11 protein-coding genes, 1 tRNA gene, 1 pseudogene and 1 riboswitch are annotated in these 13,858 nt (G+C 35.0%); of the genes and pseudogenes, 9 read left to right on the top strand and 4 right to left on the bottom strand.

What is annotated here, in order from left to right; all coding sequences use genetic code 11:
• Positions 1-282: 282 nt before the first annotated feature.
• The 4 genes from lepA (at position 283) to FYJ58_RS11315 (ending at position 5,389) form a co-directional block, all read left to right on the top strand.
• Positions 283-2,097 carry a translation elongation factor 4 gene (gene lepA / locus FYJ58_RS11330; protein ID WP_154519841.1) on the top strand — a complete coding sequence of 605 codons (1,815 nt, stop codon included), beginning with the start codon at positions 283-285 and terminating at the stop codon, positions 2,095-2,097.
• Positions 2,097-3,242, top strand: coding sequence for a radical SAM family heme chaperone HemW (hemW, locus tag FYJ58_RS11325; protein WP_154519840.1), 1,146 nt, complete (start codon positions 2,097-2,099; stop codon positions 3,240-3,242). Before lepA ends, hemW begins: the two co-directional genes overlap by 1 nt.
• 19 nt (positions 3,243-3,261) lie before the next feature.
• On the top strand, positions 3,262-4,044 hold the full coding sequence (locus FYJ58_RS11320) for a Cof-type HAD-IIB family hydrolase (RefSeq protein ID WP_154519839.1): 783 nt from the start codon (positions 3,262-3,264) through the stop codon (positions 4,042-4,044).
• A 64-nt stretch (positions 4,045-4,108) separates the two neighbouring features.
• Entirely contained in the window at positions 4,109-5,389 is a 1,281-nt protein-coding gene (locus FYJ58_RS11315; protein ID WP_154519838.1) for a peptidoglycan-binding protein, read from the top strand.
• A gap of 132 nt (positions 5,390-5,521) precedes the next feature.
• On the opposite strand, the gene thiT is transcribed toward FYJ58_RS11315, so the two are convergent.
• A complete protein-coding gene (gene thiT / locus FYJ58_RS11310; protein WP_154519837.1) occupies positions 5,522-6,196 on the bottom strand; it encodes an energy-coupled thiamine transporter ThiT in 675 nt (224 codons plus the stop codon).
• A gap of 46 nt (positions 6,197-6,242) precedes the next feature.
• A riboswitch (TPP riboswitch) is annotated at positions 6,243-6,341 on the bottom strand.
• Positions 6,342-6,552: 211 nt separating this feature from the next.
• Here thiT and FYJ58_RS11305 point away from each other — a divergent pair.
• The 3 genes from FYJ58_RS11305 to FYJ58_RS11295 all read left to right on the top strand — a co-directional run bounded on the left by FYJ58_RS11305 (position 6,553) and on the right by FYJ58_RS11295 (position 9,717).
• Positions 6,553-9,261 (top strand): bifunctional diguanylate cyclase/phosphodiesterase, encoded by a 2,709-nt coding sequence (locus tag FYJ58_RS11305; RefSeq protein ID WP_154519836.1) that lies wholly within the window; start codon positions 6,553-6,555, stop codon positions 9,259-9,261.
• Between the two features lie 47 nt (positions 9,262-9,308).
• On the top strand, positions 9,309-9,572 hold the full coding sequence (locus FYJ58_RS11300) for a hypothetical protein (RefSeq protein WP_154519835.1): 264 nt from the start codon (positions 9,309-9,311) through the stop codon (positions 9,570-9,572).
• A gap of 61 nt (positions 9,573-9,633) precedes the next feature.
• A tRNA-Leu gene (locus FYJ58_RS11295) sits at positions 9,634-9,717 on the top strand.
• A 106-nt stretch (positions 9,718-9,823) separates the two neighbouring features.
• Here FYJ58_RS11295 and FYJ58_RS11290 read toward each other — a convergent pair.
• Positions 9,824-10,714 carry a LysR family transcriptional regulator gene (locus tag FYJ58_RS11290; protein WP_154519834.1) on the bottom strand — a complete coding sequence of 297 codons (891 nt, stop codon included), beginning with the start codon at positions 10,712-10,714 and terminating at the stop codon, positions 9,824-9,826.
• A 224-nt stretch (positions 10,715-10,938) separates the two neighbouring features.
• Here FYJ58_RS11290 and FYJ58_RS15175 point away from each other — a divergent pair, with 224 nt between their 5' ends.
• Both FYJ58_RS15175 and FYJ58_RS15170 read left to right on the top strand, forming a co-directional pair.
• Positions 10,939-12,087 (top strand): peptidylprolyl isomerase, encoded by a 1,149-nt coding sequence (locus FYJ58_RS15175; RefSeq protein ID WP_154519833.1) that lies wholly within the window; start codon positions 10,939-10,941, stop codon positions 12,085-12,087.
• A 20-nt stretch (positions 12,088-12,107) separates the two neighbouring features.
• Positions 12,108-13,247 (top strand): peptidyl-prolyl cis-trans isomerase, encoded by a 1,140-nt coding sequence (locus FYJ58_RS15170; protein WP_154519832.1) that lies wholly within the window; start codon positions 12,108-12,110, stop codon positions 13,245-13,247.
• A 142-nt stretch (positions 13,248-13,389) separates the two neighbouring features.
• On the opposite strand, the gene FYJ58_RS14785 is transcribed toward FYJ58_RS15170, so the two are convergent.
• Both FYJ58_RS14785 and FYJ58_RS14780 read right to left on the bottom strand, forming a co-directional pair.
• The gene (locus FYJ58_RS14785) at positions 13,390-13,566 is read right to left on the bottom strand and encodes a hypothetical protein (protein WP_205839242.1); all 177 of its coding nucleotides are present in this window, start codon (positions 13,564-13,566) and stop codon (positions 13,390-13,392) included.
• A 48-nt stretch (positions 13,567-13,614) separates the two neighbouring features.
• Positions 13,615-13,858, bottom strand: a pseudogene (locus FYJ58_RS14780) (IS91 family transposase); the annotation flags it as partial.

Genomic DNA, 13,858 nt, shown 5'->3' with positions numbered 1-13,858 from the left:
ATCCTATGGAACAGGATTCTTTCTTACTTTATAGGAAAGTTCGTCTCCTATAAAGCAAAAACGCTCCGCGAGGATGTGCACAGATGCGAAAGGAGTATTGTTGCAAAAAGCATGCAACACGCATAGGGCATGTAAAGTGGAGCAAGTCCCTCACTCATGAGGGATAGAGGGAGTTGAGGTGGACTTGTCCACTTTGTTCTTTTTTTTTCGCGATGATAATATGCTGAAGAATATTGGGATTTGTTTGGCAGGAATACGCGGTATTTTATTGGAGGAAAGAAAATGGCAGGAATTGACCAAAATAAAATTAGAAATTTTTGTATTATTGCCCATATTGACCACGGAAAATCAACATTGGCAGACCGTATTATTGAAAAAACAGGATTATTGACAAGCAGGGAGATGCAGGCACAGGTGCTTGATAATATGGACTTAGAGAGGGAAAGAGGAATTACAATTAAGGCTCAGACGGTTCGTATTGTATATAAAGCAAAAGACGGAGAAGAATATATTTTCAATTTGATTGACACACCGGGACATGTGGATTTTAACTATGAAGTATCAAGGAGTCTTGCAGCATGTGAAGGTGCAATTTTAGTTGTTGATGCAGCCCAGGGAATTGAGGCTCAGACGTTGGCAAATTGCTATTTGGCACTTGACCATGACCTGGAAATTATGCCGGTTATTAATAAAATTGATTTACCAAGTGCAGAGCCGGAGAGAGTAAAAGAAGAAATAGAAGATGTCATTGGTTTAGATGCCTCAGATGCTCCTTTGATTTCTGCAAAAAATGGAATTAATATTGAGGAAGTATTAGAACAGATTATTACAAAAATTCCCGCACCATCAGGAGATGAGAAAGAACCTTTGAAAGCTTTGATATTTGACTCTATTTATGATGCTTATAAGGGTGTTATTGTATTTTGCCGTGTGTTTGATGGTTCAGTGAAAAAAGGTACAATGATGAGAATGATAGCAACCGGAGCAGAAGCGGAGGTCGTTGAGGTTGGTACATTTGGAGCAGGGCAGTTTATTCCATGTGATGAATTAGCTGCCGGTATGGTAGGATATATAACAGCCAGCTTGAAAAATGTAAAGGATACCCGTGTTGGTGATACAATTACAGATGCAAAGAGTCCATGTAAAGAGGCATTACCAGGCTACAAAAAAGTAAATCCGATGGTCTTTTGTGGGCTTTATCCGGCGGACGGAGCAAAATATGGAGATTTGCGTGATGCCTTAGAAAAATTACAGCTAAATGATGCTTCCTTGCAATTTGAGGCAGAAACTTCGATTGCGTTAGGTTTTGGATTCCGCTGTGGTTTTTTAGGACTGTTACATTTGGAAATTATACAGGAGCGTTTGGAAAGGGAATATAACCTTGATTTGGTTACGACAGCACCAGGCGTTGTTTATAAAGTCTATAAGACCGATGGAGAAGTAATGGATATTACGAATCCAAGTAATCTGCCGGATCCGTCTGAGATTGAGCATATGGAAGAGCCGGTTGTGTCAGCTGAGATTATGGTTACGACAGAGTTTGTAGGTGCAATTATGAATCTTTGTCAAGAGCGGAGAGGTGTTTATCTTGGTATGGAATATATGGAACAGACAAGAGCACTACTTCGCTATGAATTACCTTTGAATGAGATTATCTATGACTTCTTTGATGCGTTGAAATCCCGTTCCAGAGGTTATGCGTCGTTTGATTATGAATTGAAAGGCTATGTACCTTCCGAACTGGTAAAATTAGATATTTTAATTAACAAAGAAGAAGTAGATGCCCTTTCCTTTATTGTTCATGCGGATACTGCTTATGAACGTGGAAGAAAAATGTGTGAAAAATTAAAAGAAGAGATACCACGTCATTTATTTGAGATACCAATTCAGGCTGCAGTGGGAAGTAAAATCATTGCCCGTGAAACAGTAAAAGCAATGCGCAAGGACGTTTTAGCAAAATGCTATGGTGGAGATATTTCACGAAAGAGAAAGCTGCTTGAAAAGCAAAAAGAAGGTAAGAAGCGTATGCGTCAGGTTGGTAATGTTGAGATACCGCAAAAAGCATTTATGAGTGTGTTAAAGTTGGATGAGGAATAATGAGTAAGAAAAGGGAACTAGGAATATATGTGCATATTCCATTTTGTATAAAAAAATGTAATTATTGTGATTTTCTTTCTGCACCTGCGACAAAGCAGGTGCAGAAATATTATGTGGATGGATTAACAGAGCAGATAAAACAGTATAAAAATCTGATAAGAGAGTATGAAGTAAGAACAATTTTCTTTGGTGGAGGTACACCCTCTGTTTTAGAAATAAAAGAATTAGAAAGAATTATAGAACAGCTTGAAGAATTTATAAACGATGAACAGGAGATAACAATTGAGGCAAATCCTGGAACACTTACAAAAGAAAAGCTTATGTTTTATAAAAAAAGTGGATTCAATCGTTTAAGTATTGGACTTCAATCTGCCAATGAGAAGGAATTGAAACTGCTTGGAAGGATTCATACTTATGAAGATTTTTTGCAAAATTATATAGATGCAAGAGAAAGTGGTTTTGAAAATATTAACATTGATTTGATGTCTGCCTTGCCCGGTCAGACAAAAGATACTTATGAAGAATCATTAAAAAAGGTTCTTATGCTGGATCCAGAGCATATATCGGCATATAGTCTGATAATTGAAGAAGGAACGAAGTTTTATGATTGGTATTATGGAAGGGAAGATTTGTTGCCTGATGAAGATACAGAACGGGAGATGTACTATTTTACGAAGAAATATCTGAAAGAAAAAGGATATCAAAGATACGAAATTTCCAACTATGCAAAGCAAGGCTTTGAAAGCCGTCATAATCTTTCTTATTGGAGCGGAACGGATTACCTGGGACTTGGACTCGGTGCTTCTTCTTTGATAAAAGGAACACGTTTTCAGATGGAATCGGATTTGGAAACATTTTGTCAGGGAGCGTTACAAGGAAAAAATTTGGAACGGGATAAGATAGAATTAACAAAACGTGAGCAAATGGAAGAATTTATGTTTTTAGGGCTTCGTAAGATGGAAGGAATTGAAGAACGGGAATTTTCTTCCCAATTTCAAGTAGAACTGGAAGAAATCTATGGTGCTGTATTGGAAAAGTTAATCGATGAAGGATTAATCAAGAAAAGACAAAATAGGGTTTTATTGACGGAATATGGGATTGACGTGAGTAATGTAGTTCTTTCAGAATTTTTGTTGAGTGAATGAATGAAAGGGATGGTGAAGAATGAACAAAAAAATCGTATTTTTCGATATTGACGGAACATTATTGAGTGAAACAACTCATAAAATTCCAGAAAGTGCAATTTCTGCAATTCATGAAATGCAGAAAAAAGGTCATCTTGCCTTTATTAATACAGGAAGAACATTTGCATTTTTAGATGATGCTATCATGGAAATTGGTTTCGATGGTTTTTTATGTGGTTGTGGAACTTATATTCAATATCAGAATCGGTCATTAAGTCATCATAAATTACCGGATGATTTATGTAAAAAAATTGTTTTACTTCTTAGGGAATGTGAGTTGGATGCGATTTTGGAGGGAAAAGAAAAGAGCTATGGAGAGATTTATGAGAGAGTTCATAGCCAGATTTTTCGAGATTTTATTGACCAGTACCAATATCCATATGATACATGGGATGCAAAAGATTTATCATTTGATAAATTCTTTATGTATGCAGGAGCAAATGAGAAATTTCAACGCTTTAAAAGGGAATTACAGGACATGTTTGAATTTATTGATCGAGAGCATGGATTTTATGAGGTAGTGCCAAAAGGATATTCAAAAGCAAGTGCTATGAAAGAAATTGCAGAACTTTTGCAGATTGAATTGGAGGATACAATTGCAATTGGAGATAGCAATAATGATTTGGCAATGCTTGCAATGGCGGGCACCAGCATTGCAATGGGGAATTCCAGCAAAAATTTATTGGATAAAGTTGATTATGTGACAGCTGATGTTGATGATGATGGAATATATAAAGCACTAGCCCACTATAAACTAATCTGATGAAATGGTTCCAATTCTGAATTTTTGCATATATTATAATGAGTTATTGCATATAGAGGCAGTTATGAGAAAAAATTGGATTATTTACCCAACGCAGGTGGGAACACAGGCATTTGGAAAAGTTATGGTAAATGTAACATCAATTCTTGGTTCCAGACCTATTGTAGGAGCAAAAGTGCAGATAGGATTTACAGCAGAGCCGGGCAAATGGATTGAAGAACTTACGACAGATCGGAATGGACATACAGAAGAGGTAGAACTTTCGGCACCGTCAATTGAGTATAGTATGGAACCGTCGGTAACCCAGCCTTATTCAGAATATACAATTCTTACGACGGCACCGGGTTATGAACCGGTTGAAGTAAGTGGTGTGCAGGTACTTCCTGATGTCACAGCGGTTCAAAATATAACTATGATGCCGACAAAGGATTCTTTAGGAAATGGAACAACAGCGGAATTATTTGTTGTACCGGCCAATACACTTTATGGTGATTTTCCGCCTAAGATTGCAGAAAATGAAGTAAAAACAGTGGAAGAAACTGGGGAAATTGTATTGAGCAGGGTTGTGGTACCGGAATATGTTGTTGTGCATGATGGACCTCCGCGAGATTCTTCCGCAAAAGATTATTATGTTAAATATAAAGACTATATTAAAAATGTTGCTTCGAGTGAAATTTATGCTACATGGCCGGAGGCAACCATTTATGCCAATGTGTTGGCAATTCAGTCTTTTACTTTAAATCGTGTTTATACAGAGTGGTATAGAAGCAAAGGATATAATTTCACAATTACCAGTTCAACTGCATACGATCACAAATGGGTCCCTGGAAGAAATATTTTTGAAAATATTTCAAGAATAGTGGATACCATATTTGCTAATTATTTATCCAGACCGGGTGTCATTCAACCGATTTTGACACAGTATTGTGACGGACAAAGGGTTCAGTGTCCAAACTGGATGACGCAATGGGGGTCAAAGTATTTGGGAGATCAGGGATACACAGCAAGTGAGATTATACGATATTTTTATGGTGATGACATGTATATTAATCAGGCGGAAGAAATATCCGGTGTTCCTGCTTCATGGCCAGGGCAAGACCTCACAGTTGGCATGTCAAGTGATAAAATTCGGCAGATGCAGGATCAGTTGAATGTAATATCAAGAGGCTATCCGCTGATTCCTAAAGTTACAGTAGATGGAATATTTGGAGAGCAGACAAGAGAAGCAGTAGAAACATTTCAACGGATTTTTGGACTGCCACCAACCGGAATTGTAGATTTTCCAACATGGTATAAAATATCTGAAATTTTTGTCGGGGTAAGCCGGATTGCAGAATTAAATTAGAGCATGTAATAGGCAAAAAAAGAACTCTTAGTCATGAAATCGTCTATGTATGGTTCATGACTAAGAGTTCGAAATAAAATATAAATTGCTATATTTTTCTTCCCAGTTGCATAAAATATAATACAAGTAGTTTTAGGATTCAGTAACGCTTAATTTTCTGACATAAGCTAATCCATTTTTTACAGGTGCTACCTTTGCCAGTAATAACAAAGTAATTAAGCCTTCTGTAAAGATATAACATCCATTATAAACGAGAGAGTAAGGTAATGGAGCCCAGCCATTCCAAGCATATTCACCGAAAAATAACCAGCCAGACAACACGGCAAAGAAGTAGCGGCCTAAGATTCCGGCAATGTATCCTTTTATTAGTCCATTTTTAGATTTCCAGAAGAAACCGGATAAGCCCAATGCACCGAAGGCAAGAACATAATCAACAACAACTTGCATTGGGAATAATATATAAGGGTTAATAATTAATTGCAGGATACCATAAGAAATTCCCGTCATTAGACCTGCCTTTGGTCCATAAAGATATCCGATAAAACAGATAAAAAACATACTGAAAAGGGTAACAGATCCGCCAAATGGGAAGGAATAAAGCTTAATCATGGAAGTTACCATTGCAAGAGCCATAGATACTGCACAAAATATCATTTGCTTTGTGTCAAATCGTTTTTTCTTCGTGTCATGATGGATTATAGTTGCTGCAATAATAAGCGATAGAATCATAAGAATGATAAGTGCAGCATATCCGGCTGTTGTAAGTTGATACGAGTCTTCTACATAAGTTACAAATAATTGTTTCATAAAAAAAACCTCCTAGAGTCTATTGCCAAATAAATGGCATGCTAAGGAGGGCACACATATGCTTCCTTCCGCCAGTACTATCTGGTTCAAGTAATAAGGGTCGATACAAAAGTATCTCTCAGCCATGGCGCCCCTAGCTCATTACACTATATCAATCATCACAATAATTGTCAACAAACGACAAAACAAGAATAGGAAAAATAGGAAAAAAGTCTTATTTTTGTTCATAAAAAGTGAATATGGACTAAGATAGAATTGAAAAAATTGCGATTTTATGGTAAAATTTATAAGCTTAGTAGATATATAAAATATTACAAAAATGTAAATAAAAGGAAAAGAATGAGGAGTAATGTAATATGGAAGAAACCAATAGATGGTGCTTCTTTGAATATGATATAGAGAGGGATATTATCATATTTTCAGAAAATGAGTTTTTAGGCGGACTTAGTGGGTTAGTAATTACTGACTGTAAAGAAAGATTGGCAGAACAAATAGGAATGGATAAACGAGAATTCCATAAGTTGTACCGATTTTTAAGATCACAGCAGGAAATTTATGAATTTTCTCTAAAAGAAAAAGAAACATGGTACCGGGCGAAAGCTTCTGTTGTTGGTGAACGACAAGGGGATTACAAAAAAATTGGCTGCATTACCAATATTACAAAAGAAAAAGAGGAAAAAGAAATTCTTCGGAAAAAAGAAAAATTAGATACATTAACTGGTTTTTATAATAGTAGGAATGCATGGCGAAAGATTAACCATTATCTTGAGCATGAGGGAAAAGAAAAACAGCATGTTATGTTTCTGATTGATATTGATAAAATGAAAAAGATTAACGAAGAACTGGGATATTTATTTGGAGATACGATTTTAGTAAATATTGCAGAATCAATTCGTAAAATTATGCAGCCGGGCGATATTGCAGGGCGTGTTGGTGGAGATGATTTTGTTTTACTTTTAACCAATGTAGACAAAAAAGAAGCGGAATTTAGAATCGAAAAATTGAAGGATTCTCTTCGCCAGATTTATACAGGTGAGAAAATAGAATATGCGATTTCCTGTAGTATTGGCGGAGCAATCTATCCTGAACATGGAGAAAATTATAAAGAGTTATTCCATTGTGCAGATATTGCTCTGTTTTGTGCTAAGAAAAAGGGAATTGATCTTTTAGAATGGTATCAAAACAGTTTAAGGGACCAATTGCCAGATAAACACAGGAAGTCATATAATTTTTTTAGTACGAAAGTGGATACAGACAGGGAACGTTATGTTGCAAGCCAGGAGATTACCAATTTCGCATTTGATATAATGTCAACAACAAAAGATGTTTATAGTGCAATTCATCTTTTACTTGAAAAAATAGGAAAAGAATATGGCGCACAGTGCGTTGGTATTTATGAAAAATCACGCGGGGAAACAAGCTTAAAACTAACTTATGCATGGAAAGAAAAGAAAGAATATGAGCAGGATATTGCATGTAAAATTCCATATAAAGATTTAGATGAAATAAGCTTATGCTATGATGAAAACGGAATTTATATCGCTACGGATGTAACAAAGATTGAAAATGGACTCAGAGTGTTTGTTACTTCAGACAAGATTACTTCAATGTTGCAATGTGCTTTTTTAGAAGAGGGAGAATTTCGAGGTTGCGTTTCCCTTGTGTATTTTAACGAAAAGCATACATGGAATTGTGATGAAAAAGATTCTTTTATCAAGGTAACAAAAATAATTGCATTTTATTTGCTGAAATTAAGAGTATCTGAGCGTATTCAGGAACGCTTAGAACATATGAAAAATTATGATCCTTTGACAGGAATTTCTACACTTTATAAGTTTAAAAAAGATGCAAAGAGGCTGCTCCATTATAATCAAAAAAAATATGCACTTATTTATGCAGATATAACAAATTTTAAATACGTAAATGATACATATGGCTATCGTATTGGTGATCGGATTTTATATGATTTGGCTTTAATGGCGAACAGGGAACTTACACCTGAATCATTATTAGCCAGGGTATCGGCTGACAATTTTGTATGCCTGGTACCATTTAATGATGAAAGAAAATTGACTGATAGAGTGAAGGAATTCAGTCATCGATTTAGCCAGATGCAAAAAAAGAAAAATATTATTTTTAATTTGGTATTAATATCAGGAATCTGCGTGTTGGAAACAGGCTATGAGGATATCAGTACAGCAATTGATAATGCTAATATTGCACGAAAATATATTAAAGAAAGCTCGAACACAGCGTGTCAGTTTTACAATGAATCCATGACACAAAAAATAAGAAAAGAAGTTGAAATTACAAACTGTATGGAAGAGGCTTTACAAAATGGAGAATTTGTTGTGTATCTGCAGCCTAAAATAGGTTTGAAAAATGATTCACTTGCAGGTGCAGAGGCACTGATTCGTTGGAAACGAGGGGAAGACAAACTTATTCCACCAAACGAATTTATTCCGTTATTTGAAAAAAATGGATTTATTTTACAATTGGATTTTTATGTATACGAAGAGATTTGCAAAAAATTAAGGTTTTGGATTGACCATGGGATTGAGGTTGTTCCAATTTCAGTTAATGTGTCGCGAGTTCATTTAAATGATGAAGCATTTGTAGAAAAATTATTGAACCTTGTTAATAAATATCATATTTCTCCGGGATTAATTGAATTGGAGCTGACCGAGAGTATTTTCTTAGATAATACAGAGGTTGCACTATCAATTATGAGTGATTTAAAAGGACATGGTTTTAGTGTGTCAATTGATGATTTTGGGGCAGGATATTCCTCTTTGAATCTATTAAAAGACATGTCTAGTGATGTAATTAAATTAGATAAAGAGTTTTTTAGCCATGGTGAGATGCAGAAAGAAGAACAGATTATTGTATCAAACATTATTCATATGGCAAAACAACTCAATATGAAAGTATTGTCAGAGGGAATTGAAACGAAAATGCAATGTGAATTTTTAAAAAAGATTTCCTGTGATATGGTGCAAGGATATTTTTATGCCAAACCAATGCCAATTCCAGAATTTGAAAAATGTCTTATGTTAAGTCAATAAAAACATGGGAAAAATCGTAGTGTGTTAATTAGAAGTGGAGGAAAAATATGCTTCAAAAAAAAGATATCGCTTCTATACCGTATTTAAAAAAAATGGCTTTTAAGGGAAGCTACAGAGGAATGCGTTTTTGGATTCGAAAAAAAGAAGATGATGAAAAACTTTTGCTCGAAGTAATTACGTGGAAAGAACCATTTTGTTATGAAAAAACACCGGATTCGGAAAAAGAATATGCAGTTTTTGAGTTTAAAGAAGAGGAACTTGATAATATCGTAAAATGGTTGAATGAGCAGTATAAAAAAATAAAATCTTAATCAACCTATTGCTTTTGTAGGATGAATCTGCTATAATAAAAATTGCTTGTTTACAACTCATGCAGTTGTGGCGGAATTGGCATACGCGCATGATTCAGGTTCATGTCCGCATACGCGGGTGTGGGTTCAAGTCCCATCAACTGCATAGCAAAAAAGGCTTTCATACTACTGATCCAGTGAAAGCCTTTTTTGTTTTTTACTTTATAGGAAACTTCGTCCCCTATAAAGCAAAAACGCTCCACTTTGTTCTTTTATTCTGTTAATAACAAAGAATTTAAGAACTTTTCAGCAGCGTCTGACAGTGGAAACTGGTCGCTGTATGCTGCAATAAGTTCACGTTTTGGAAGTTCTTTTTCTAAATGGATAATGAACAAGTCACTGTCTTCTTCCTGAATACAATAATTTGGAACAAATGCGATTCCAAGACCTATTTTTGCCAAGTCAATAAGCAAGTCGTTACTGCTTAATTCTACTGCAGGTACGAGGTCAATTTGGTTTTGTTGAAATAGTTGATGGAGAAATTCGCTTGTAGTTGCATGTTGTTCAAGCATTAAGATTGGATAGCCGGCAAGCTGTGCAAACGAAATTTCTTGTTCCATTAAATCAGAAAATGCAGAGGGACTGGCAACAAACACATCGGAAAAAGAACAAATATGTTTCACATTGCGAATATTATTGAGTTTTGGATTGGGTGAATTGGTTACAATCAAATCAACTTGATTATGCTCCAGTAAATCCACACACTGCATTGAGGTACCATTCGTTACTTTTATATGCACATTTGGATAGCTTTGATGAAAGGCGTTGAGAAAAGGAACAAGAAAATATCGGCATATTGTGTCGCTGGCTCCAATACGAAGTTGTCCGCCTTTTAAAGTATGTGCCTCTAAAATCTGATTTTCTCCTTTCGCAATAAGGTTGACAGCTGGTTCAATATGTTTAAAAAGCAAAAGTCCTTCTTTTGTCAGTTGTACTTTTTTGGTACTCCGAATGAAGAGAGGCTGGTTCAATCGTTTTTCTAAAGTTTTAATTGATTGGCTTACTGCGGATTGGGAGATAAATAGTTCTTTCGAAGCTTCTGAGAAACTTAGTGTTTTTGCTACATAATAAAATACTTTATATAATTCAAAATTAATATCCATAGATAATAAACTCCTCAAATTTTTTATTTATAAGCTCTTCTTATTAAATTTATCACACTACTCTATAATTTACAACTGTAAGATTTGGAAAATAGTTTCAATTAAGTCTATGAAAATACTGTGAATTTTTGGCATAATACCTTGACTTCTATTGAATTTTAGTTACAATATAACAAGAATGTATCATTTTGTGTTATATTATATCGTTTGAAGGGAGGAAGACAGTGATAAAGAGAAGAAAACTGGGAGTATTTGCATTGACAATTGCCTTAATTGGTTCTGTTACATTTATGACTGGATGTGATCATAATGGGAAGCAAGAAGATTCAAAAAAGAAGATAGAGAGTTCGGAAGAACCAGACAAAAAAGAAGATACAAAGTATGATTTGAAAGAAACAGTAGTAACGATTGATGGAAAAGCAATTTTGATGAAAGAAATGATGTATTATATTTATCAGTCGGAGCAACAGGGTAATTACTACGACTCTTTATTTGCATCTTTTGAAGATGCAAATGAAAGCTTTTGGGATACAGAATTTGAAGAAGGAAAGAGTAACCGAGAAGCGTTAAAAGAGGAAACAATGAGTGGATGTATCCTATATGAAATTTTCCAAAACAAGGCAAAAGCAGAAGGGTATGTGTTGACGGAAGATGAGAAGGAAAGTGCAGTTTCCGATGCGAAGGAGTTGTATGCTTCTTTAACAGAAAAGCAGAAAAGCATTATGGGTTTATCTGTTAAAGACATCACAAAGATTCAAAAAAAGGTTCTTCTTGGTAATAAATATTATGAGAAGATTATGAAAGGTATCAAAATTGATGAAGATGCCGTAAGGAAGACAGTTGATAAAGAAGCATATCGGCAATATGATGTGGATTATATTTATATTCCAACAGTAAACTATGATGAGGAATATAATCCGGTTTCGATGTCGAAAAAAGAAAAGCAGGAAGCATATGATAAGATAAAAGCACTTTTGCCAAAAGCAATAAAAGGAAGAGAATTTGATGACTTGATTGGTGATGACGAAGAGCAGTTAGAGTCAGGAAGTATAAGTTTTATTAAAGACGACAATATTTATGGTGAGGCATTTGAGGAGGCTGCATTAGAATTAAAAAAAGGAGAAGTTGCTGATAAGGTTATCGAAGGCGATGACGGATACTATATTATAAAGATGGTAAATGACAACTCAGCAGAAAGCTATGAGAGTGAAGTTGAGAATGCAATTAATAATGCAAAAAATGAGGCATTTGAGAAACAGTTTGAAAAAATAAAAAAAGACCATGAAATAGAAATTAATTCTTCTGTATGGGATAATCTTACCTTGGGAAAAATTACCTATGATGAAGAAGCACAGCAAAATTTACAAAATTAAAAGAAAAGGTGGAGAAAAAGGTGAATCAGTCAAAGCAAGTTAAAAAAAGTTCTACTAAAAGCCAAAGTAGAAAAACGGGGAATCATGGACTTAGCGGGAAAGAAAAAATTTTAATTGGGATTGTAGCGGCAATTGTTGTCTTAATTTCGGCAGTTGTAATATGGGACAATCATCATCCAAAATTGATTTTAAAAGTAGATGATGAAAAGCTTTACTTAGAAGACATGATGTATGATATCTATAATACAGAGTTAAGTTACAATTATATGGCACAGTTATATCAACAAATGGGTTCTACTGAGGATTATTGGAATATGCAGCAGCAAAATGGTCAGACAACAAAAGAGATGGCAAGAAATGATTGCCTTGAGTCTGCAAAAAAGCAGGTAGTACTATATAAAGAAGCAGTTGCCAATGGTTATAAAGTAACGAAAGAGGATACAAAGGGAGCAAAGAAAGATGCAAAAGAAGTAATGAAGAATCTTTCTGATGAAGCAAAGAAAGTTACTGGTTTTACCGAAGAGAAGTTGATTAAAATAATTGAAAAACGAAAAGTTGTAACTCGCTATAAAGAGGACAAAATCGAAAGCTACAAGATTACTGAGGATTCGGTCGCTTCTACAATCGATAAGGATAAGTTTAGACAATACTCATTAGATACATTCTTCGTATCTACAAAGACAACAGATTCGGATGGAAATCAAAAGAGTATTTCTTCGGCAGAAAAGAAAAAAGCATATGAAGAGATAGAGGCAGTTTTAAAGAAAGCCGAAAATACAAAAGACTGGAGTAAGGTGATTGAAAGCAAAGATTCTGATAAGGATAAAGAATCAAAAAGTAGTGAACCTTCTGTAACTTATAGTGCATACGATTTTATCGAAAGTGAAAGTAAGTTTGACGAGGATACTACAAAGAAAATTATGTCGATGAAGAAGAATGAGATAAGCAAAATCTTAGAAACAGAAGATGGGTATTATGTTGTTAAGATGAAAGATAATAACTCTATGAAGCGTTACGAAACGGAATTAGAGAATGCAGTACAGTCGGCACAGAATTCTAAATTTGAAGAAGAATATAATAAAATGTTAGAAAAACATACGATTAAAGTAAATGAAAATGAATGGAAGAAAGTAGAGCTTGGAACAATTACACTTTCTTAGTTAAAGCTAAGAGATCCTGCATAAGTTTATTATGCGGGATTTTTTAGCTTTTTCCTTACTTTATAGGAAAGTTCGACTTTCGTTAAACGCTTGGATGAAAATAGCCCGCACAAAGGCGGGCATGGGAAATAGACGACACTGTTTAGAAGATATAAAAACCTTCTACACCAGCCTCATCGGCGAATAAGTCATCTTCATTCAAGAAGTAATCCATATCCAGAAGTTCTTCCTCGCTCATACGGCGAATGTCCTTGGAAGTCATACCTTCTGGGGGATTATCCATATATTTTTTGCGTAATTCCTCGATGTTTGGTTTCATAGTAGTTTATCCTCCTTCCAGAGGATTATATCATAAAATCAGAGGAATTTATGCAGAAGAACGCTTTCCACGAGATTTGGACATTGCTTTCTCGTAAAGTTCTTCGAGAGATACGCGTTTGTGATTGTAATAAAGTTCAAGAAAGACCATCTTGTGCTTACAGTCAGGACATTCCAGAGGGTCATAACCGAAAGAGGATAGAATAGCAGTTCTCCATTGATTGAAGCTGCGGTAAATATGATGTTTGCTTTTTGAAATGGCACGATGGAGATTTGAATCAATCTTACGGTGG

The sequence above is a fragment of the Velocimicrobium porci genome, assembly GCF_009696045.1.
In the GTDB taxonomy this organism is placed as follows: domain Bacteria; phylum Bacillota; class Clostridia; order Lachnospirales; family Lachnospiraceae; genus Velocimicrobium; species Velocimicrobium porci.
The sequence above is the reverse complement of the archived record's forward strand: the minus strand, read 5'-3'. Positions and strand labels throughout refer to the sequence as shown.